The 21,644-nt window shown below is 59.9% G+C and carries 16 protein-coding genes; 3 read left to right on the plus strand and 13 right to left on the minus strand.

Annotated elements, in window-relative coordinates; genetic code table 11:
* Positions 1 to 58: 58 nt before the first annotated feature.
* The 7 genes from L6R21_21050 to L6R21_21080 form a co-directional block, all read right to left on the minus strand.
* A complete protein-coding gene (locus tag L6R21_21050; GenBank protein ID MCK6561695.1) occupies positions 59 to 1,018 on the minus strand; it encodes an efflux RND transporter permease subunit in 960 nt (319 codons plus the stop codon).
* Between the two features lie 560 nt (positions 1,019 to 1,578).
* The gene (locus L6R21_21055) at positions 1,579 to 2,556 is read right to left on the minus strand and encodes a hypothetical protein (protein ID MCK6561696.1); all 978 of its coding nucleotides are present in this window, start codon (positions 2,554 to 2,556) and stop codon (positions 1,579 to 1,581) included.
* A 171-nt stretch (positions 2,557 to 2,727) separates the two neighbouring features.
* Positions 2,728 to 5,337 carry a carbohydrate binding family 9 domain-containing protein gene (locus L6R21_21060; protein ID MCK6561697.1) on the minus strand — a complete coding sequence of 870 codons (2,610 nt, stop codon included), beginning with the start codon at positions 5,335 to 5,337 and terminating at the stop codon, positions 2,728 to 2,730.
* Between the two features lie 364 nt (positions 5,338 to 5,701).
* Positions 5,702 to 5,977 carry a hypothetical protein gene (locus L6R21_21065; GenBank protein ID MCK6561698.1) on the minus strand — a complete coding sequence of 92 codons (276 nt, stop codon included), beginning with the start codon at positions 5,975 to 5,977 and terminating at the stop codon, positions 5,702 to 5,704.
* A gap of 255 nt (positions 5,978 to 6,232) precedes the next feature.
* On the minus strand, positions 6,233 to 7,315 hold the full coding sequence (locus tag L6R21_21070; GenBank protein ID MCK6561699.1) for a sigma-54 dependent transcriptional regulator: 1,083 nt from the start codon (positions 7,313 to 7,315) through the stop codon (positions 6,233 to 6,235).
* Positions 7,316 to 7,617: 302 nt separating this feature from the next.
* Positions 7,618 to 9,006 (minus strand): ATP-binding protein, encoded by a 1,389-nt coding sequence (locus tag L6R21_21075; protein ID MCK6561700.1) that lies wholly within the window; start codon positions 9,004 to 9,006, stop codon positions 7,618 to 7,620.
* Positions 9,000 to 9,683, minus strand: coding sequence for a response regulator transcription factor (locus L6R21_21080; protein ID MCK6561701.1), 684 nt, complete (start codon positions 9,681 to 9,683; stop codon positions 9,000 to 9,002). The genes L6R21_21075 and L6R21_21080 overlap by 7 nt, the downstream gene beginning before the upstream one ends.
* Before the next feature lie 535 nt (positions 9,684 to 10,218).
* Here L6R21_21080 and L6R21_21085 point away from each other — a divergent pair.
* Entirely contained in the window at positions 10,219 to 11,046 is an 828-nt protein-coding gene (locus L6R21_21085; protein ID MCK6561702.1) for a hypothetical protein, read from the plus strand.
* A gap of 103 nt (positions 11,047 to 11,149) precedes the next feature.
* Here the strand turns inward: L6R21_21085 and L6R21_21090 are convergent, their stop codons facing one another.
* The 6 genes from L6R21_21090 to gcvP form a co-directional block, all read right to left on the minus strand.
* Positions 11,150 to 12,229, minus strand: coding sequence for a cytochrome c (locus tag L6R21_21090; protein ID MCK6561703.1), 1,080 nt, complete (start codon positions 12,227 to 12,229; stop codon positions 11,150 to 11,152).
* A gap of 61 nt (positions 12,230 to 12,290) precedes the next feature.
* A complete protein-coding gene (locus tag L6R21_21095; protein MCK6561704.1) occupies positions 12,291 to 14,453 on the minus strand; it encodes a patatin-like phospholipase family protein in 2,163 nt (720 codons plus the stop codon).
* 172 nt (positions 14,454 to 14,625) lie between these two features.
* Positions 14,626 to 14,790, minus strand: coding sequence for a hypothetical protein (locus tag L6R21_21100; GenBank protein MCK6561705.1), 165 nt, complete (start codon positions 14,788 to 14,790; stop codon positions 14,626 to 14,628).
* A gap of 132 nt (positions 14,791 to 14,922) precedes the next feature.
* Positions 14,923 to 15,642, minus strand: coding sequence for a hypothetical protein (locus tag L6R21_21105; GenBank protein MCK6561706.1), 720 nt, complete (start codon positions 15,640 to 15,642; stop codon positions 14,923 to 14,925).
* Positions 15,643 to 15,761: 119 nt separating this feature from the next.
* Positions 15,762 to 16,232 carry a hypothetical protein gene (locus L6R21_21110; protein MCK6561707.1) on the minus strand — a complete coding sequence of 157 codons (471 nt, stop codon included), beginning with the start codon at positions 16,230 to 16,232 and terminating at the stop codon, positions 15,762 to 15,764.
* A 402-nt stretch (positions 16,233 to 16,634) separates the two neighbouring features.
* Positions 16,635 to 19,523: an aminomethyl-transferring glycine dehydrogenase gene (gene gcvP, locus L6R21_21115; GenBank protein ID MCK6561708.1), complete on the minus strand. Its 2,889-nt coding sequence runs from the start codon at positions 19,521 to 19,523 to the stop codon at positions 16,635 to 16,637.
* A gap of 273 nt (positions 19,524 to 19,796) precedes the next feature.
* On the opposite strand from gcvP, the gene L6R21_21120 reads away from it, so the two are divergent.
* Together L6R21_21120 and L6R21_21125 are read left to right on the plus strand one after the other, a co-directional pair.
* The gene (locus tag L6R21_21120) at positions 19,797 to 20,915 is read left to right on the plus strand and encodes a HupE/UreJ family protein (protein ID MCK6561709.1); all 1,119 of its coding nucleotides are present in this window, start codon (positions 19,797 to 19,799) and stop codon (positions 20,913 to 20,915) included.
* A 10-nt stretch (positions 20,916 to 20,925) separates the two neighbouring features.
* Entirely contained in the window at positions 20,926 to 21,576 is a 651-nt protein-coding gene (locus tag L6R21_21125) for a class I SAM-dependent methyltransferase (GenBank protein MCK6561710.1), read from the plus strand.
* Positions 21,577 to 21,644: the final 68 nt, after the last annotated feature.

Genomic DNA, 21,644 nt, shown 5'->3' on the forward strand with positions numbered 1-21,644 from the left:
TGTAGGCCTTTAAATTGTGCATGTCTACAAGATAACACAAAATATTTAATTGTAAAGCTTATTTTTTAACAAACCCTAATGCTTTTTCAACATCCTGCGTCACCTGCTTGGTGTTGGCCCACGGAAATTTCTCAACCACCAGAATTAGAGAGGCCTCGTCATTGACAAAGGCGTCTCCGATAAGCGGCTGGTGATCTTCAATGACAGTGGCAATATCGCCAAGACGCTTCGACGGAGTGCCTTCGATAGGCACTTTGGCCAGATCTTCCGCCGTTTGAATGGGCAGGATATGTCTGATGCCAAGTCTTTGATTGGGCGTGTCAATCCAGCCGCCCGTGCCCGGCGTCGAGGCTTCCAAAAAGGTCAAAGGGGAGGCCCACAACGAATTGCCGGCAGTGGTGATGACTTGCATCAGGCTTACGCCTTCAGCGCGCAGTTTTTCCGGGTCTACCTGCACTTGCAACTGCCGCTCGCGCTCGCCCCAAATAGAGACATTGGCCACACCAGACAAGCCCATCAGCCGCGGCGTAATCGTCCAGCGGGCGAGCACTGACAAATCGATCAGAGAATGTTTGCTCGAGGTCACGCCAATTTCCATGCAGCGGCCGGCCGAGGCAACGGGGTTGACCATGGCCGGCGGCTTCGAAACTTGCGGCAGGGCAAAGATTTCTGTCATACGCTCCTGCGCGACTTGCCGGGCCTTCATAATATCGGTTCCTCGCTCAAAGATGAGGGTGACCGACGACAACCCGGGAATCGACACAGAACGGATCTCCTCCGCCCAGGGCGTGCCATTCATCATATCCGCCTCAAACGGCGTGGTGATCATGGCCTCCACCTCTTGGGCCGAAAGCCCGAGGGCTTCTGCTTGAATTTCAACATACGGCCGCGTGAACTCCGGCAGAGCATCCACCGGCATTTTGCGCAGTTGCGTGAAGCCGAAAACCATCAGCAACGCCGCAATTGCAGTCATCACGAGTCGAAGCCGCATGCTCGACCCAACGATCCAACGCATCATTGCAGACCTCCCTTGGTTTGGTGACACTACTTGGTCTTTTCCAAATTCATTCTGGTATCATATCTTTTTGGCCTGGTCAATACTTTCGCCATTTCAGGCTCACTTCAGCTTCAGCACGTATTGTTATATGGCAGAGTGTTTGAACCCCTCTCCAAACAGAAAAAAGGATGCCCGCCTCCTTTAGAATTGGTCTGAAGGAGTCTTCCCTCCTCGTGAGCAATATGCTGCCTTATTTGTGTGCGAGAGAGCTTGGCCCTTCCCCGTCATCTACGAAGAGGGCCGTGCCAGTTGACGCATTCCTCCCCTCAAGAATCTGATGCAAAGCAGTAGCTGCGTTGCCGGGCTTGCCGGTGAGGCGAGCCTTGTTCTGTGCGCCGTTTTCTCCGCGCCGGGTTTTTTGCCCAATCGCAAGCACACCCGGCGCGGAGGAGAATCCCTGCGAACGGCCACGCGACGTGAGGGATCACACAAGTGCGGAACGGCCTCAAGCTCGGGGAGCTGAGCAGCTTTGCGGCGCTCTGCCAATTCCCTTCAATACGCCTGCCGGATTTCCCTCTCCGTCACTGCGAAACCGGCGTCGCGCTCGAGGCTTGCTCCAGCGCCGGCGTGTGCGCATACACGTTCTTGCTGACTTCGTAGGCGTGCTTCTCCAGCTTGAGTGCCGCCGCGCGCACTTCGGCCATAGCTTTGGCGTCAAGCTGCTCGAGCTTGGTCAGCTCCAGCGTCTCTTTCGTCTTTTCGCCGGCGCCACGCCAGCCGACTTTCACATTGCCCACGCCGGGCGCGTAGTATTTGAGCTGCTGCGCCTCCGGCTCTGCGGCGCTGGTCTCAGCGATCACCAGAACGTCTTTGTATTGGCCCGCGGGAACAGCAGCTTCCACGCCCAACTGATCCACCTGTCCGCGATCGGTCCAATCCACCGCCGGGCCCCAGCCTTGCGAATAGCTGGGCGTGCCGGTCGCCGGTTTGGCCTTCATCATGATGCCGGCGCGCGCCTCCTCCAGACCGTGAATCCACGTCGGCGCGTCGATGAATTTCCCCTCGTCGTATTCTTCGGGATATTCCCCCATGCGCCAGACATTGCCGTCATTGTCTTGCGCAAAGAAAGCCAGCTCGGCCTCCACCAGCTCGCCGTCGCTGTAGTCCAAATCCCAAGTTACCAATGAGCGAATGCCGCCAATCACCTTGGTCAAGTCGGTGACGTTGATGACGACCTTGTGCGGCACGACCGTGCCGTCATCTTCCACTGTGCTGCCTTCATAAGTGTAGCGCGTTCCCGGCTTCATCGGCATGTAGGTGTTGTCGATCTGGGCCGGATTGCCGAAGTTGTTGGGATCGAAATCCTCCCACTTTTTTTCAGCGGTCTGGCCGGCGGCCATGCTCTCGATCTTGCTCGCGGCCTGCTTTTCAGCCTTGTTTTCCTGCGCTTTGACGCAGCCCATGGACAACTCGAGGCAAGCCAAGGCGACAAAGATCACCGCCAAAGGTGAAGCGATCGCCAACGCACGAGGGATTGTATTGCGGCATGTTGCTTTCATGAGGTCAAGCTCCTCCGATGTACGAAGTTTTTGATGATCGTTTGTAGTCATGCCTTAAAAGCCCGCAGTTTCGCCTTCAGGCGTGAAACGTTGGCATCGGCACCAAAGTGCTTGTTTGATTGAAGCATTCTCTCCCTTCCAACGCCCAACGCCTGAAGGCGCTACTACGAACTAGAACCGCCAGGCATATTGAATCTTCACCGGCAGCTCGTTGGAGACGAATTCCCAGCGGTTGTCGCTGGCTCGCCGGATCAAGTTGTGGTTGTAAACCAGAAAGAGATCGCCGAGCGGGTCGAAGGTCCAACGCAGTTTGTTGTTGGAGCCCAGCTCGCGGCTCTGGGTATCGTACTGCGTCAGGCTGCTGAATTGCAGATTCGGCGAAAAATTCAGTTGAAAACGCAGGCCAAAAAGTTCCTCGGTGAAGTCGGTCTCGGTCAATTCCTCCTCTTCCACGTCGATGGCAATTGCCTTGCCGGTATTGCGCTCGCCGGAGAATTCCAGAGTGAGAAAAGCCGAGGGTTTCACCACCAGTTTGCCTTCGATCGTGTTGAGATTGCCGTTGTAGTAATCGCCGCCTTCCCAGCGGATTTGCGCGTTGAGCATGCGTTTCTGCGCGGTGCTGGCTTCCAGGAAATAGCGGGTCCATTCGTAGGAGCCAGTGGGAATGTCCACGTCCGCGGCCAGCTCGAACACCTCCGGCGGCCGGTCGCCATGTCGCAACAAACCGGCCTGTGCGCGATCACCGCTTTCAAACAGCCAATCCAGCGGTTTGACCAGCAGCTCATAACTTTCCCAATCGGAATTGTTCCAAGTGTTGAACAGCCGGAAGGAGAATTCATGCGTCATCTGGCGGACCAGGGACCAGTTCGGCCGCGGCTTGTAGTCGCCGGTGAAATCCCACAAATGAATATTCCGGCGCGGCACGAAACCCAGCGAGGGATCGAATCCTGGCCCGATGCGAATGGAGGTGAAATTGACGTCGAACAAGTCGTTGGGATAGTCGAGGCGCAGGCCATAAGCGGACTTGTCGCCTGCCAAATCTTCACGATTGTTGAACAGCCCCCAGACGCCGATCAACAGCGTCTTTTCATCCATGAAGTTTGAAGTGCGGTAGGTGAAGTCCACGCCCGCCGACCAACTGTCGGCACGGCCCTGTTGATCACCGAAGGTGGCGAGCAGGCCCAGGGAAGATTCTTCCAGCACATTTTGCCTGATCCGCAGGGCGCCCATCGTCGCCTGTTCGACGGCGATGGTGGAATCCTCGGTCACGGCAAATTCCTCAACTTTCCGGGTGTTGGCGACCAACGCGCCCAAATTGGTGTTGCCGGCCCGACCGTTGATTTTGCCGCCGGCGTTGATGGGGATCGGCGATTGATCGGCTTCAGCGCTACCGAACAGGCCGATCCGGCGGCTGAAGAACGGCAGGATCGTATCTTCGTCCAGGCCGATGCCGAACTCGAAAATATCCGCGCCCTCCAGAAAAAAGCTGCGCTTTTCCGGGAAATAGACCGGAAAGCGGCTCAGGTTGATCTGACGGACATCCACTTCCGTCTCGGCAAAATCGGTGTTGACCGTCAGCGCCGAGGAAAGGTTCGGCCCCAGCTTTTGGGTGAGGTCGAGACTGAAGTCGCCGTCATATTCCGCCTCGGCGCCAGGCTCGGGCTTGCGTGTTCTGCCGACAACTGCAGGGCGAACGCTCAAACCGACGCCGAGATCGAACTTGGGCAAATCCGTCAGGATGCCGGCACGACTCGTTTGTTCGACTTCAAAGTCGCGCTTGGCGCTGGCCCAGCGGCTGGTTTCCTGCAAACGCTGCACGCGGCGTTGCACGTTGAAGCCCCATTCCGTCAGATCTTTTTTGAAACTGAGGCTTTTGATTGGAATCCGAATTTCGGCAGTCCAGCCGGCCTCATCGCGCGAGGTTTTGGCCTCCCAGATCGTGTCCCAGGCGCCATTGACATCCTCACCCTGCTCGATCACCAAACCTTCCGACCGCGCCCCGACCGGATTCACCGAAAAAACATAGCCGGAGCGGCCGTCCAGAAAAGTGTCGAGCACGATGGCGAGGTGGTCTTCCTGATATTCATCTTCAAACGCGACATCGCGCGATTTGGAGAAAGCGACAATGCCATTCGGCTCGCTATCATAGCAGCGGATGCCGACCACGATCTCCTGCGGGCTGGCCAACACCTTGACGACGGTACGGCCTTCGGGAACGCCGCCTTCCTCGGGTTCGATGGTGACGAGATTGGAAATGCCGTCGGTACCCTCCCCCCAAGCCGGGTCGCTCATTGTGCCATCGAAATTGAAATCAGGCGGCAGTACCCCGGCGCGCAACGTGGGCCGGATGCCGGCCACCGGCGCTTCTTCGCCTTCGGCAGCAGGGGCGGGGATGAATTCCTGCGCGCCGACGAATTGCAGGCTTTCAGGTTCGAAGCTAATCCAGCGAAACAGCGAAACTTTGTAGGTGCGGCCGGCGACGAGCGGGTTCGCCATCTCTTCCAATTGCTCTTCCAACGTGCCGGGAGGATAGACGCCGTAGCGAATCGGAGAATGATAAGTGTTGGTTCCTTCCGTCTCCGTGCCCCACATTTCCTGGTCACCCTCTTCCACGATCAGACGGCCGATGCCGCTGTCCGGCGTCCAAGAGAAGCTGGGGGCCATGCCGGTGCTCACTGAGACCGTGACCATTGCCTCTGCAGTTTGGGCCGGCGCCTGGCTCGCGAGCGACAGCAGCAAGGCTAGGGCGGTAACGAACCAAACAGACCATGGCGATTTCATGTTCAAACCTCCGGCTCTATGGGGAGCAGCAAATTCTGTTTGAAATAGCCGTTCGCCTCATCGGCGCCATATTCGAGTAGCCGGTTTCGCACCCTGTGCCCCCGAGGCGAGGGGGCAATCATTGGCTGCCGGAAGAATGCCTGCCGTGACCCGCGACCGGACGGTTAGACTTTTGAGAGTGAAATCGTTGTTCCAGGAGCAACAGTTCCCTCCCGCCGATCGAAACAATCCCACCGATAGCGAGCATTTTCATCTGCTCGGTTGTTTCCAACTGTTGGCAAGTTCCTTTGGGTTGCGGTTTATCTGCCTCGAGTCTGTGTTGTTCGGTTGAGCGAGGGGAAATGAAAGCACCCTGGTCAAGCAATCACGCCTTCTTCGCGTCTTTTCCCGCCTTGAGTTGGTAGAGTGCCTGGTCTCCTTCTCCGACTTTTTGCAGGAGGCCGGCGCCGGTCAAATGGCGCAGCACGTTGGCCAGCATTTCGACCTCGAACCTCACCTGCTGGCGCATGATCCACCACTCCGCAATTCCCTCGAGGGTGTCGGAAGCGTTGGGGTGCTCGGCAAAGTATTCCAGAATCGCCTCTGTGATTTCTTGTTCGCGCAGGCGACTCTCCTGCTTGGGTTTTGGTTTTCGTTGCATCGCTCATCCGCTCTGTCCCTCAGTATCGAAATGGCAGGCTGCTGGCGCACGGAAAAACTGTCCCGAGAATTCCCCAATAGTGTGCAACTCTCCAGCCAGTTTTTTCTGCGGGCAGCCGCGGTGAAATTTCAATGTTTTAGGAAAGATGGGGAGAGGGGGAGAGGAGGCCAGTGGGGCATGCCGCACCCGGAGTGCGGCATGTACAACTCGGGATAAGTCGTTTTCGCGCAGTGGCTAAGCGAAGTGGGTCAGATTTCACCCAGCAAAGCCGAGAATCTCACCCAGAATCTGCGCCAGGAGTATCCAGTTGAGCAATTTGGTGTTGGAGAAAGTGAAGCCTTTGGGGTCAATGTGATACTTCTTCAGCAGCTTGCCAAAGTCGCGACGTTCTTTACCGGCAGCGAGGGCTGCCCGGCTCACGTTCCCATGATACTCCGCCATTAGGCGCAGGAGGTAGTCCTTTTCGAACGCTTCGATGACTCTCTGCTTCTTGGTCTTGAAGGAGCACTCTTCCGTTGAGACGACCGTGGGGACATCGTGGCGGCGCAGGCTCAGGACCGGAACGCCCAAGTCGTCGATCTGAATCTCAGTGCTGCTGCAAAAATGAACGGCACTGATGATGGCGTTTTCGAGTTCTCTGACGTTTCCCGGCCAGTCATACGTGGCCAGGGCCATCTGAGCGGCGGCGGACAGGCGCGGCATTTCCCGGCCAGGGGGCGTGTGCTTCTGCAGGAAATGGTGGGTGAGCAGGGGGAGATCTTCCTTGCGCTCGCGCAGCGGCGGCATGTGGATGGAAAGGACGCGCAGGCGATAGTACAAGTCGGCGCGGAAAACGCCGGCGGCGATCATGTCTGCCAGCGGCGTGTTGGTCGCCGCCACGACACGCACGTCAACGTGTTGCTCGCGCGTCGATCCCAGCGCCCGGAATTTTTTCTCCTCCAGCACGCGCAAGAGCGAGACTTGCGCTTTGGCGGAAAGCGCTTCGATCTCATCGAGAAAGAGCGTGCCTTTGTCTGCCTCTGCCAGCAGGCCACGGCTGGGCGTTCGCGCATCAGTGAAGGCGCCGCGCTCATGGCCGAAAAGCTCGTTTTCCAGGAGCATATCGGGAAGCGAGCCACAGTGCACCGGCACGAACGGAAACGTCACCCTGGGGCTCAGGTAATGGATTGCCCGTGCCACCAACTCCTTCCCGGTGCCGGTTTCACCTGAAATCAGCACGGTCGCGTCACTGTTGGCCACCTCCGGCAGATGCCGGATCGCTTCCACATAGGCCGGCGCTTCGCCGACGAGTTTCGCGAGCGCTTGCGTGCTGCGGAGGCGTTCAATTAAGCCGTGCATCAGGCCTCCTGATGAAGAGATGTTAACAGAGTCCGTCCGAGATTGGCGGCTTGAGACAGGCTGGGGGGGATATCACATATCTTTCGCGCAAGGGCTGTCCATAGAAATCCGGAAACAACGCCTGTAACTAAGCCGCCAAGCTGAATCTTGGCTGAACGAATCGGGAGAAACTTGCCAACAGCCGTCGCCGAGTGCCACAAGTTGCGGTTTGCGCTGGCCGCGGCGGCTGGCTGGTGAGATTTCGGCCCGGGCGAAGGGCACGGAAACGAATTGCGCGTCCGTTTCTTCCTACCGGTCCTGGGTCAGGCGGGCAGTATAACCTGCACAGTTGTGCCCTTGCCCACGGCGCTCTCGAGTTTGATCTCTCCGTCATGGGCAACAGCAATCCACCGGCAGATGGCCAGCCCGAGGCCGCTGCCGCCGGTGGCGCTGGAGCGCGATTTGTCCACTCGATAGAAGCGGTCGAAAACGTGCGGCAAATCCTGTGGCGAGATGCCCTCGCCGGTGTCGCGAATGGTGAAAACCGCAGCGGCCGGCGTGTGGTGCAGCGCCAGCTCGATCTTGCCCTGGGGCGTGTATTTCACTGCGTTGTCGCACAGGTTCATGAGCATGCGGCGGATGAGCAACTCATCGCCATGAATTTCCACCACCGAACACGGCTGCAGATGCACCGTCACTGCACTGCCCTCGGTGAGAACTTGCACGTCTTCAAAAACTTCCCGGACGGCGACATCCAGCCGAAAGCGTGTCTTCTTGACGGGATATTCGCCGGAATCGGAGCGCGCCAGCAAGAGCAGGTTATCCACGATCCGGCCCACGCTGATGACGCGATCCAGCATTTTTTGCAGAAATGCCCCCGGGTCCTCCTTGCCTCTGAGGTTCTGGCACGCCAGTTCCAAGTCGCCGCGCAGAATCGCGATCGGGGTGCGCAGCTCGTGCGCGGCATCCTGGGTAAATTGCTGCAGCCGCTTCACTCCTTGTTCCACGCGTGCAATCATGCGGTTGAGGGTGGCGATCAGCGCGCCAAACTCGTCTTTGCCCGTGTAGGGCTGCAGCCGCTCCCTCAGGTTGGCCACGGTGATGGACTCCGCCGCTTGTGCTGCCGCCATCACCGGCCGCATCGCCAACTTGGCGAGCAGCCAGCCGCCGCCGACGGTCAGCAGCAGCGCCAGGGGCAACACCCATGCAAGCAACTTGCTGACTTCGAAAGCGACGCGGAAGATGGTGTCGTTTTCTGCGCCGACCGCCACTGACCCCCAGTGCCGGTGAAAAACCCGTACGCGATAGCGGTGGCCGCCGATCGGCACGTCACAGCTGCCGGCCTGGCGTGCGAGCAGATCCGCCGGCAGCAGCGCGCAAATGTTGGGGAGACCGCCGCTGAAGAACTGCGCTTCGCCCTCGCGCTCGATGCGCAGGCAGGCAAACTGGCTCTTCAGGCCGTAACGTTCCTCCAGATCCTCGGGCAGCTCGGCGAACAGGCTGTCGGTTTTGCCGTTGGTCAAGGACAGCAACGGCAGAAAATCGGTTTCGAACAAAGCCGTGATCCAGGTTTCCTCCACACCCAATGCTCGTTGCGCTTCGTCGCTGAGCTGTTGATAAAGTTCCAGCGCCAGCGCGCCGAGCACGAGCAGCAGAACGAGAAGGAAGCTGAGCGCATACCAGATGGTCAGCCGGGCTCGAATGGTCAACATGCGCCGTCTGGCTCCCGCATGACATAGCCGCTGTAGCGAATGGTGTGGATCAGGCGCGGCCGGCCGTCCTGCTCGAGTTTGTTGCGCAGGCGCCGGATGTAAACTTCGATCAGGTTGAGATCGCTGTCGAAATGATAATCCCAGACGTGCTCGGCAATCATGCCCTTGGTCAACACCATGCCTCTGTGATGCAGGAAATATTCGAGGATGGCGTATTCGCGCGAGGTCAACGCGATGGCGGTGTCCTGCCAATGGACCTCGTGGGTGGCCGTGTTCAAGCGCAATTCGCCCAGGGTCAGCTCGCAAGATTTGGGGTGCGCTTGCCGCCGCAACAAGGCGCGCGCCCGCGCGCGCAGTTCCACCACGGCAAAGGGCTTGCCGAGATAGTCGTCCGCGCCGCTATCCAGGCCGTTGACCCGATCCATGATGCCGTCGCGGGCCGTGAGCAGCAGCACCGGCGTTTGCACGCTGTGCGCCCGCAATGCTTTCAGCACGGCCAGGCCGTCTTTCCTGGGCAGCAGAACGTCGAGAATGATCAAGTCATAACATCCCGACAGCGCCATGTCCTCGCCCTGCTCGCCGTGGTAGGCGATGTCGACGGCATGGAAGTCTGCCGTCATCGCGCGACGCACCACTTCCACCATTTCTTTTTCATCTTCGATAACGAGAATACGCATGGCCGTCTTGCCGTAGGAGTTTCATCAATCTGCTGAGTTTCAGGTCCAGGTACTGCTGGTGGCGCGGCAGGCCGCTTTGCCCAAAAGCATTCTCGGGCGTAAATAAACACGTACGCCTCAATTGCAAATAGAAGTCAAAGATGCCAAGCTCGCAGGTGCCTTCTTTTGAGCAACGTGAGAATTCTAAACAGGTCCAAAGATTTCAGACCGAAGTCTGAGAAATGAGGAAGGAGTTTTCGCGCAATGGGCTTTCATGGCTGGTCGCGGTCGACTGATTGCCGAAACAGACGCGCGATTAGGTAACTAACTCTTCGGAATAAAGCAAGAAGTTTTTGTAATATTATTCGTTTCTTTATGATTCCTCGCAGGATTGTTGCTACAATCAATTGCGCAGAATCTATTGCCGCAAGAGCTGAGTGGGCGTCACCGCTCCGGCCGGAATGGGTATCAATCCTCTCTCCCCGGGGGACATATCTGGTGGGCAAAAATCTCTGCGCAGTCAATCAGGATTCCATCATTGCAACAGGAGGTTCCCATGAAAGCTGCAAGGCCTGCGAGTTTGATCGCCTGCCTGCTCGTGCTGGCGCTGGCCGGGTGTCAAAAACATGGACAGAATGCCGCGGATCAAACCGCCGACGGCACGGCGGCGCAACCCGAGAGCGCACTTGCCATGAGCAGCAGCGCGGCAATTATGCTCGCCGACAATGAGGGCGCGGATTACACCCCGAAGATCGACGCCGCCAATTTCGTCGACACCATCGACCATCCTTTTCTCACGCTTGCGCCGGGAAGGGTTTGGATTTATGAAGGCAAAAACGAGGATGGCGGGACGGAAAGAGTCGAAATCGAAGTCACGAATGAGAAGAAGACAATCCTGGGTGTCGCCACCACCGTGGTGCGGGAGCGCGAGTGGGAGAATGGCGAACTGGTGGAGGACACCTATGATTGGTTTGCCCAGGACATACAGGGCAACGTCTGGTACTTTGGTGAGGATTCCAAAGAAATAGAAAACGGCGAGGTGGCGAGCACTGCCGGCTCGTGGGAGGCGGGCGTCAACGGCGCCAAACCCGGACTCGTCATGAAAGCCCAGCCGCAGCCCGGCGACCGTTATCGCCAGGAGTTTCTCAAAGGTGAGGCGGAAGACATGGGCGAGGTGCTCAGCCTGGATGATTCGGTGACCATTGGTTTGGGAACGTTTTCCGGCTGTCTCTGCATCAAAGACTGGTCGCCGCTGGAGCCGGAAGTGGTCGAGCACAAATTCTACTCGCGCGCGGTTGGCAATCTCATCCTGGAAAAGAAGGTGGCCGGCGAGACCGGCCGGATGGAATTACGTGAGATGAAATTCGCCGCAGCAGCGCAATAAGCGACTGCAACGCAGCGCGTTTCAGCAGGCACTGAGCTTGCAGCACTCCCTGCCGGGCAGCGGCGTACTCGTGCGCTGCGCCGCCGCCCGGCGGAAGCGCCAGTCACCACCAAAGCCCGCCATCGGCATATTCCCACAGCAGAAAGCCCATGAGGCGATAATCAAAAGGGCGTGCGCGGCTCAGCGGAAGCTGACTGCCGAATGAAAAGGCAACGTGGCCGCGGCGCACCAGGCCGAGATACAGTTGCGGCGTGAGGAACCACTCGGTTTTGCCGGTCTTGGGCACGGTGAGGCCATTGAGCTCGAGCATGGGAAACAGCCCTTTTTTCTCACGCGTGAGCGGCAGGGTGAAGGCAAGATCGTAGCGCAGCTCGCGGTCTCCTGCGCCGGCCTGCAAAGGCGTTTCGTACTTCACGCTGGCTTGCAGATAGAAAGCGGCGAAACCCTTGGCCGCGGCCAGATAAGGCACGAGCTTCCACGCGCCGTTGCCCACGCCGAGGCCGAGATCGGCCGTGGGCAAGCCCGTCTCCAGCCCGCCGCTGAGGATAAACCGCGCAGCGGCATGCTGCGCGAGTACGTATTTCGCGCTCATTTCAACGTCACCGAGGCCGCGCCTTGCCGGCGAGCCGGATTCATGGGCAAAGGGCACGGCAATCTCCCACTGGCCTCGTTTGCCCCAGCGTCGTTCATAGACAAAGCGCGTGGCCGCGGCCTCGCTTTTTCCGCTTGTGAAGCTGGGCAGCAGAAGCGCTTCGTTTTCGGGAAAGGCTTTGGCGGTGATTTGCGGCCGCCGGAAGTTCAGCTCGCCGGCCGGCCAGCCATTCTCGGTGCAAAACGTTTTCAGGTAGGTGACGATGGTGTCGATTTGCGCCGGCGTCAACACCTCGCCGTAGGCGGGCATGCTCATGGAGAGACCGCGTGCTCCGCCGCCGCGCGCAATGACGGCGGCCCAGTCACGGTGCGGCTCGCGCGAGTTGAAACTGCAATCACTCAGATCCGGCGGGGGCGGGTCGAGCGTGAGGCCTGCGACGCGGCCCCTGCCATCCATGCCGTGACAGCTTGCGCAGCCGGCGTAATCTTCATACATGAATTTGCCGCGGGCATAAACCGCGGTGTGCTCCTCCTGCGACCAGCCGGCACTGGCGGTTCCGGCCAACGCGAACACCAACAGTCTGCTTTTCACGCCAAATCTGCCTCCCTTGCGGCCGCGACCGCAAACCCCGCTGGCTGCGATCGGCGCCGTCTCAGAATCTGTAACCAATGTTCAAATGCGCCAAAAAAGGATGACGGCTGCTGCGCATGATTGTCAATTCGATCGGGCCCAGGATCGTGGGTGCGCCCACCATCAGGCCCGCGCCGGTGTGAAAGCGCCGGCGATTCAAGTTCCACTCCCACACTGGCGTAACGCCGCCGATATTCCACCGCACCGACAAATAGCGGTTCGTCATGAACTCATATTGTCCGCCCAGTTGCAGGGCTTGCAGGTTGCGGTCGGACAGCTCTTGCGGCCGGTAACCCCAAAACGAGCTGGCTCCGCCGAGGAAGAAGTAATCATGCAAGGGCGGATCACCTTCGCTGACGCTGCCAAGCTGCACGCGATTGAGCAACGTCAGCCGCCGGGTGACCGGGTAAAAACCCTGCCAGTCAACCGCATGGCGAAAGTAGCGCAATTCCCGGCCCGGTTGATTGTAGCCTGCTGCGCTCTGCAGCCGCAAAGAATGCCCGCGCGTGGGGAATACCGCGCGCTCGAGCGAGTCGAACCAAAACAGGCCGAAGATCGAAATGATGCTGGCGTCGCGCTCGGGAAAGAGCGGCACGGCAACTTCAGGAGTGAAGTGGCTGGACTCCACCCGGAAGCCTACCCCGGTGACCAGCACGTTCGAAAAGAAACTGCCCAGCATGGCTTCTGCAAAGGTCATGCGCTGGCGGTAACGCGCGACGGTGCGGCTGCCCGAGAATATGTCCAACGAGGTGCGGGCATAATTGAGGCGCTGCCGCAAACCCAGATGGGAACGCAGACCCAAGTGCAAGTAGTATTGGGCATCAACTTCGAATTGATCGCCCAACCGCAGATCAAAATTCAGCGAGGAGCCATGCTCGGCGCGGTTGCGGAAAACGGTGCCGAGCAGCAGCGCCGCCTTGGTACTGCTGTCGTAGCGTAAGCCCAGGCGAAAGAGATCGGCGGATTTCTCGATGACGTCGATGATCAGCCGCATGCCGTCCTCGCGCGGCTCGAAGCGATAGGTCACCCGTTCGAAGAATTGGGAGCGGTAGACGCGGTTGATGGCCCGTTCGACTTGCGTGGCCGTGACCCACACGGGCGGCCGCAAACCGAATTCGGCCATCACCAGGCGGTGGGAAACCTGGCGCAGCCCACGCACGGTCAATTCGCTCACGTAGATCGAATCCGCCGGCGGCAGGGGCTGGCGCGGCGCGGGCTGGCCGAAGGCAGCCAGCGAATCCACCAGTGCGCGCAGCCGGGGCAGCACGCGGCGGGCTGCCACCTCACCGCGGTGGATCAGCGTGTCGGCGCGGTCGAAGCTGGCAGCGCCCAGGCCGGTGAGATCGGGAATGATGAGCACGTTGCACTGCTCGCGCTCGCGCGCATTGATTTCCGCGCCGCGAAAGCTGATGGCCTGATCGATGATGCTGAACACCGAGGTGAGCTTGTCCGCAGTTGCCAGCGGCGCGCCGACATCGACGCCGATCACCACACCGGCGCCCAACTGCCGCACTTCGGTCACGGGAAAATTCCGCACCAACATGCCGTCAACCAGCAGCCGGTGGTCGCGATTGACCGGCGTGAAAATGGTGGGAATGGCCATGCTGGCGCGCATCGCCTCCGGCAGATAGCCGTGGCCCAGCGTCACAGCCTCACCGGTTTCGAGATCGGTCGCGACGCAGACAAAGGGAGTGGGAAACTGTTTGAAGTCGGCGAGGGCACCTACGCGCCAGGTCAGACGCGCGAGCAGCGCCGTCACTTTTTGGCCGGTGATCAGACCGGCGGGCAATTGCACGTTGCGTTCGCGAATTGGGAAGGTGCCGAGGTAGCGGCCGTCCCACGGCTTTTCTTTCATCGGCAAATCACGCCGGGTGATGGCATCGTTGAAAAGGCCGGACCAGTTTTCGTTGCGCGCCAGCGCCGCCAGCGAGTCCGGCGGGTAGCCGATGGCATACAAACCGCCGATGATGCTGCCCATGCTGGTGCCGGCGATGCAATCCACCGCCAGCCCGGCTTCTTCCAGCACCTTCAACACGCCGATGTGAGCAAAACCCTTGGCCCCGCCGCCGCTCAACGCCAAGCCGACTTGTGGGCGCGGTTGCCCGGCTTGCGCCGCAGCCGGAGGCGCCGCGATCAGGCAGACGGCCAAACCGCACAGGAACCAGAACCAGAACTTCACTCGCATCCGATTGTGCCTGAAATGGGAACGCAGATGAACCCAGCAACTCCGGCAGCGCGTCATGCAGGTGCCGCCTCGTTGCTGTGCAGATCTGCGTTCGGTGATAGAGTCGCAACTGCCGTTCGCCGCGCGGGCCTTGCGCAGGCCGGACCCGCATGGCAAGGCAGCCGTGAGGCGCTTACCCTTTCTTGCCCTTCTCCTTCTTGCTCTTGCGCTTCAAATCCTGGCGGTGGGCGCGTTCATACGTCTGAATGTCAACAAAGCGCCCCTTGGCGTCCCGCACGGCATAGAGCTTCTTGCCGGCGACGCTGCGATGCGTAGTTCGTTTCAACTTGCGGGGCATGTTCAACTCCTTGCTTGAATGGTGAGTATGTTGAAGACGGGCGGCTGGGCTCATTGCCCGCAGGCCCGGCGAATTGTGTTTCCGGTGCAGAAGCGATGACTCACGATCCGTCAAGACCCGGCCGCAAGAGCTTCATTCCTCGCATAGAAAGTTTTGATTGATCCAGCCCGCCAGCTCGCCATACCGGATGGGCACCCATACGCTGCCGCCCGCGGTCACTCCGGTGCCGGTTACACGCACACCGGCGGCTGTAGCAGGCAACGTACCTGCAATCGGCGCCGCCGCGCCCGCGGCCACGCGCACGTTCAAAACGTCATCGCTTGCCACATTGAAAACGCGATAAGTCGCAGCCGGCTTCAACACGCGTGTTGCTGCCGGAGCTTTTGTTCCGGTTTTGATTTCCACCTGCACCCAGCCGGGGGCAGGCGTGCCGGCCGGTGCTTCGGCGCCGCTGGAGTTGATGCGATAGTAGTAGACGTACTTGCCGTCCGCCGACCATTCGGCTGCGGTTTGCAGGATGAAATCCCACCGCGCAGTGAATTTGCGCTTACCGCTGCCGTCGGCCGCGAAAAGAAATCCGACATTGTCATTGCATTCATAGCCGCAGCCGATCACCAGGAAATAGTCTTGCGCCGGAGAATAGCGCACTTGGTGAATGGAGAGAAAGCCGTCCTTCCCGGCCTCCAGCAAGACCTGCTCTCCCAAGGTGAGTTTGGTGTAGTCGGCACTGATCACGGCTTTCAGTGCCGGGCGTTGTGGCGCCGGCGGCGCGGGAGGGTGCGCGGGCGTGTTTTGACGCGGAGAACAGGCGCAGAGAACTGCCATCACAATCCATCCGGCGTTTCGCAGCATTTCCGTCTCCTCAGCGGGATGAATCAAGCTGGTCGGGTCAGGCTGAATCACATTTTTTGCGGTGCGTGTTCCGCAGTTTCTTTTGCGCGCCGGGGCGCACTCGCGATGGCCATCCTGTCCTACGGGGCCGGCAACAACTCACTGATCAACGTTTCGACAGCGGCAGGCCGTTTGCCGGCGATTCCGGCTTCCGCATAGCTGTGGGCTTGCTCGTTGACCATCAACCACACATTGATGCGGCCGCTCGCCATCTCCACCCAAAAGGCCGCGGCCTCGGCGCCGCCGCTGTGCGGTTTGTTGCCCGTGACATAGATGATGTCACCCTCGGCCGTGACGGGGCCGGCGACTTGCATGTTTTCCACAAAATCGGGAAAGCGATCGCCCAGCAGCGCGGTGAGCCGTTCATGCAGCGGCGAGGTTTCCCAGAGCCGGACTTCCGTCGGATATTTGCCCACCAGGCTGCGCAGATGAGCGAGCGAGGCGGGCGCAACCTGCGACGACGGCCGGCGCTCCGGTGGAGGCTGTTCCGCTGTGCAGGCCGGGAGACTCAGCAGGAAAAGCGCTGCAAGAATCCTGGCTGGCGGCATCATGAAACCCAGGTGCAGAGGTGAAGAAGCATCGCTCGCTTGGCAGACAACTCGAAATGCGCGCCCGAGTGTTGTTTCTCAAGCGGCATTGCCTTCAAAATAATATGAATTCATTGTGATGCAACCCTTTTGTCATATTCTCAGGGTGAGCGAGTACTCTGGCCCCCTCCCGATTGCATTGCTGCTTTGCAGAAGTTGAATTCGAAAAGCAAGGCGCATTGCCTCATATTTGTGCGGCAATGATCACCACTGGCCTGCAGAAAAAAATGCGCAGAGCCGTCTGCCCGAGTCCAACCGCGAATCGTGATTCGCGTGGAGGAGCAGACTACTCTGCGCATGTCGATTTCCACCAACCGGTTTGTGCTCGCGCCGGCGCAGCGGCCAGGTTCACCGGCTGCCCCGCGTTCAGGTGCCGCTGGTCTCGCTGTGATAGGCTTCCATCGGCGGGCAGGCGCACACCAGGTTGCGATCGCCATAGGCATTGTTGATGCGGCCGACTGCCGGCCAGAACTTGTGCTGCCGCAGCCACGGCGCCGGGAATGCGGCCTTTTCGCGGCTGTACGGCATTTGCCAGTTGTCGGCGACCACCACGGCGGCGGTGTGCGGCGCATTCACCAACACATTGTTGCCCCGTGCCGCGCTGTCTTGCTCGATCTCTTGGATTTCCGCCTTGATCGCAATCAGCGCCTCGCAGAACCGGTCAAGCTCGGCCTTGGATTCGCTTTCGGTCGGTTCGATCATCAGCGTCCCGGCCACGGGAAAGGAAACGGTGGGTGCGTGAAAGCCGTAGTCCATCAGGCGTTTCGCGATGTCTTCCACTTCGATGCCGGCGCTGCTCTTGAAGCCGCGCATGTCCAGAATGAACTCGTGGGCCACGCGGCCGTTGCCGCCCTTGTACAAAACCGGGAAATACTTCTGCAGCCGATGCGCCATGTAATTGGCGTTGAGGATCGCCATCTTGGTGGCCATGGTCAAACCCTCGCCGCCCATCATCGCGATGTAAGTCCACGAGATCACCAAAATGTTGGGGCTGCCCCAGGGCGCGGCGGAGACCGGCCCGATGCCCTTCTCGCCGCCGGTCGAGATCACTGGATGCGTGGGCAAAAACGGCGCGAGATGCGCGGCCACGCCGATCGGGCCCATCCCTGGGCCGCCGCCGCCGTGCGGAATGCAGAAGGTTTTGTGCAAATTCAGATGGCAAACATCCGCTCCCAGTTCCGCCGGCCGGCACAAGCCCAACTGCGCATTGAGATTCGCGCCGTCCATGTAAACTTGTCCGCCGTTTTTGTGAATCACCTCGCAAATGTCCTTGATCGCCTCTTCGAAGACACCGTGGGTCGAAGGATAGGTCACCATCAACGCCGCCAGGCGGTCACGCTGCTGTTCCGCCTTGGCTTTCAAGTCCGCGAAATCGATGTTGCCCTGCTCATCGCAGCGCACCACCACCACCTGAAAGCCCGCCATCACGGCGCTGGCGGGATTGGTGCCGTGCGCGGATTGCGGGATCAAACAAACGTCGCGGTGTTGCTCGCCGCGGTCGCGATGATAGGCGCGAATCACCAGCAGGCCGGTGTATTCACCCTGCGCACCGGCATTGGGCTGCAATGAAATCGCATGGAAGCCGGTGGCTTCCGCCAGCCAGGTTTCGAGTTGGTGAAACAACTCCTGATAGCCCGCGGCTTGCTCAACCGGCGCAAAGGGGTGCAGCTTGCTGAACTCCGGCCAGCTCACCGGAAACATTTCGCTGGTGGCGTTGAGCTTCATCGTGCACGAGCCGAGCGGAATCATGCTGGTGGTGAGGGAGAGATCCTTGGACTCCAGCCGGCGCACGTAGCGCAGCATTTCGGTTTCGGAATGGTACTGGTTGAAGACGGGATGCTGCAGGAAAGCCGTATGGCGCGGCATTCGGCCGGCATAGCCCGACGGCGCCGCGGCCGCCACCTCGGCCACCGTGAATTTCGGCGCGCGCTCGAGCGCAAATATCTTGATCAATTCCGCCACCTCTTCGGCGCTGGAAATCTGATCCAGCGACAGGCCGAGCGAGCCGTCATCATACTTGCGGAAATTGAAGCGCTGCGCATCGGCCGCCGCGAGAATTTTGGGCAGCGCGCTCTGCCCGATCTCCACGCGAATGGTATCGAAGAAATCATCATGATAAAGCCGGTAGCCCAGGCGCTTGAGACTGAGCGCCAGCACTTTAGTCATGTTGTGAATGCGGGTGGCGATGCGCTGGAGGCCGCGCGGGCCGTGGTAAACGGCATACATGCCCGCCATCACCGCGAGCAGCACCTGTGCCGTGCAGATGTTGGAAGTGGCCTTTTCCCGGCGAATATGCTGCTCGCGCGTTTGCAGCGCCATGCGCAGCGCCGGCCGGCCGTGGGCATCGATCGACACGCCGATGATGCGACCCGGCATCAGCCGTTTGAACTCATCGCGGACCGCAAAGAAAGCGGCGTGCGGGCCGCCATAGCCGAGCGGCACTCCAAAGCGCTGCGAGTTGCCGACGGCGGCGTCCGCGCCGAACTCGCCGGGCGGGGTGAGCAGCACCAGGCTCATGAGATCGGCTGCAACCGCCACCAAGGCGCCGGCGGCGTGGGCGCGCCGGCAGAATTCGCGGTAGTCGTAAACTGCGCCGTCGCTCGCCGGATATTGCAGCAGCGCCCCGAACACCTCCGGCGTGAATTCGAACTTCTCGTGGTCACCGACGATGATCTCGATGCCGAGCGGCAGCGCGCGGGTCTTGATCACCGCGATGTTTTGCGGATGGCAATCCTGCGAGACGAAAAAGCGGCCGCCGGCCGGCTCATGCTTGGCGCGATAAAACGTGGTCATGGCTTCTGCGGCGGCGGTGGCCTCGTCCAGTAGCGAGGCATTCGCCACCGGCAACCCGGTGAGGTCGATCACCATCGTTTGAAAATTCAGCAGCGCCTCGAGCCGGCCCTGGGCAATCTCGGCTTGATAGGGCGTGTATTGCGTGTACCAGCCGGGATTCTCCAGAAGGTTGCGTTGAATGACCGGCGGGGTGATGGTATCCGAGTATCCCATGCCGATGAGCGAGCGGTAGATCTTGTTTTTTTCCGCGATGGATCTGAGCTGGGTGGTGACTTCGTACTCAGTACGAATTGCGTCCAGTTCGAGCGGCCGCGCGGTGCGCAGGTGAGCGGGCACCACGGTTGCAATGAAAGCTTCCAATGAGGGGAGATGCAGGGCTTTGAGCATGGCGGCGGTCTCTTCCTCGCTTGGTCCGATATGGCGGCGCAGGAAGGCGCTGGTACGGGATAGATCGATCGGCATGGGGTCACGCTCCTTCTCAAGTATATCGTCAAAGCGGGAAGAAGATGGCGGATAAGCACATCATTGCGCCGGCAGCATAACAAATTAACCCGTCAATTTCAAGGGCAGGCTTGACTAATTCCGGCGCGTGAATTACTTTGCGTGCCCTTTCATATTTGTTCAGCAGAAATTCGCCCGGCGGCAGCGGCGTTGCAATCTGCCCGCCGGTTGCGGCGGAAGCCGCGCGACACAACGTAAATCACAAGGCAGCAGGAACACTGCCGGAGGTTTCTTTTGAAGAGATATTTATTGATTTGGGTGGCAGGCTTGCTGGGTGCGAGCGCGGCCGGCTTGCAGGCGCATCAAATCAACAGCAGCTATGCCACGCTCACCGTGCAACCGAACGAAATCACCCTGACACTGACTTTCGATCTCAATGATCTCGAACGAGTCTTCCCGCTCGATCGCAATCAAGACGGCGTCACCGACCGGGAGGAATTGCTGCAAGCCATGCCGGAGTTGCAGGCTTACGTTGCCGGGCACTTCAACCTGGCGTTGGGCTACACCGCGGCCACGCTGACGGAACAGCCGGCGGGCTTCCATCAGGATGAATTCGGCAACGTGTTCATTGATTTCACCTTCAGCACGCGGGTTTCACCGCCGCCGGCAGAATTGGCGCTGAGCGTGGACTTCTTCGAGAAATTCGGCGCGGCCCACCTGACGCTGGCGAAAGCGGTGGCTGGCGATACCGTGCAGACGGCGGTGCTGAGCCGGGAACAGCCACGCTATCGCTTTCGCCCCGGCGGCCCGGTTTCTCTGTTGGCGCAGTTGGCGGAGTTCGTGCGGCTGGGCGTCGACCACATTTTCCTGGGCTATGATCATCTCATGTTCCTGTTGGGCTTGATTGCCATTGGCGGACGTTTTCTCGATCTCATCAAAATCGTCACCTCCTTCACCATCGCCCACAGCCTGACGCTGATTCTGGCGGCGCTCGAAATCGTCGCACTGCCCACGCGCCTGATCGAGTCCGGCATTGCGCTCAGCATCGCTTACGTGGCGGCGGAGAATTTCATCATCTTCACCGGCAACGACCGCGCGGAGACGGAACGGCTGGCGCGCCACCGCTGGCTGCTGACGTTTTTCTTCGGCCTGGTGCACGGCTTCGGTTTCGCCAATGTGTTGCGCGACCTCGGCCTCCCGGCCCGCGGCCTGATCGGTTCGCTGCTCTCGTTCAACCTCGGCGTCGAGCTGGGCCAGATGGCGATCGTCGGCCTGCTGTTTCCGGCGGTCTTGTGGCTCACCAAAACCAGCTTTCAGCGCCGCGTGGTTTTTGCGCTCTCTTCCATCATTTTCATCTTTGGATTTTCCTGGTTCATCGAACGCTCGTTTGCCTTGAGCTTCATGCCTTTCTGAGCACGACGCCATGAATCAAGATCTGGCCCGCTATTATGCCGAACGCGCCCGGGAGTACGAAGACATCTATCGAAAACCGGAGCGGCAGCCCAATCTGGCCGCGGCCGCGGTCTGGCTGCAGGAGGAGTTGGCTGGCTGCACCGTGCTGGAAGTCGCCTGCGGCACGGGTTTTTGGACCGCCGCCCTCAGCGCCTCGGCGCGCCGCCTGCACGCCTGCGATCTCAATCCTGCCGTGCTGGAACTCGCGCTATCGAAATCCCATCCTCGCGGCAAGGTCACCTTCACGCTCGCGGACTTGCGCGCGCTGCCTTTTGCCGGCCGGCAGTTCGACGCCGTGTTTGGCGGGTTCATTTGGTCGCACATTCCTTTGCCGCAACTCGACGCGTTTCTCGCCGCTTTGCGGCGCCCGCTGCGGCCGCAAGGCAAAATCGTGCTCATCGACAACGTCTATGTCGCCGGCAGCAGCCACCCGATTGCCCAGCGGGACGCACTCGGCAATACCTACCAGATTCGCGCGCTGCAAGACGGGTCACAGCACCTCGTGCTCAAGAATTTTCCCACCGCAGAATTCCTGCAGGAAAAATTTCACCGCCAGGCGTTGCGCCTCAAGCTCAACTGGCTGGACTACTATTGGTTGCTCACCGCTGAAGCAGAGGCCTGAAGGAAGGCCGGCAAGGCGCGGCTCAGTCAACGTAGCCGGCCGTGACGAGAGAATCGGCAAGAAAAAAG

It is taken from the genome of bacterium (genome assembly GCA_023150945.1).
Classification (GTDB): domain Bacteria; phylum Zhuqueibacterota; class Zhuqueibacteria; order Zhuqueibacterales; family Zhuqueibacteraceae; genus Coneutiohabitans.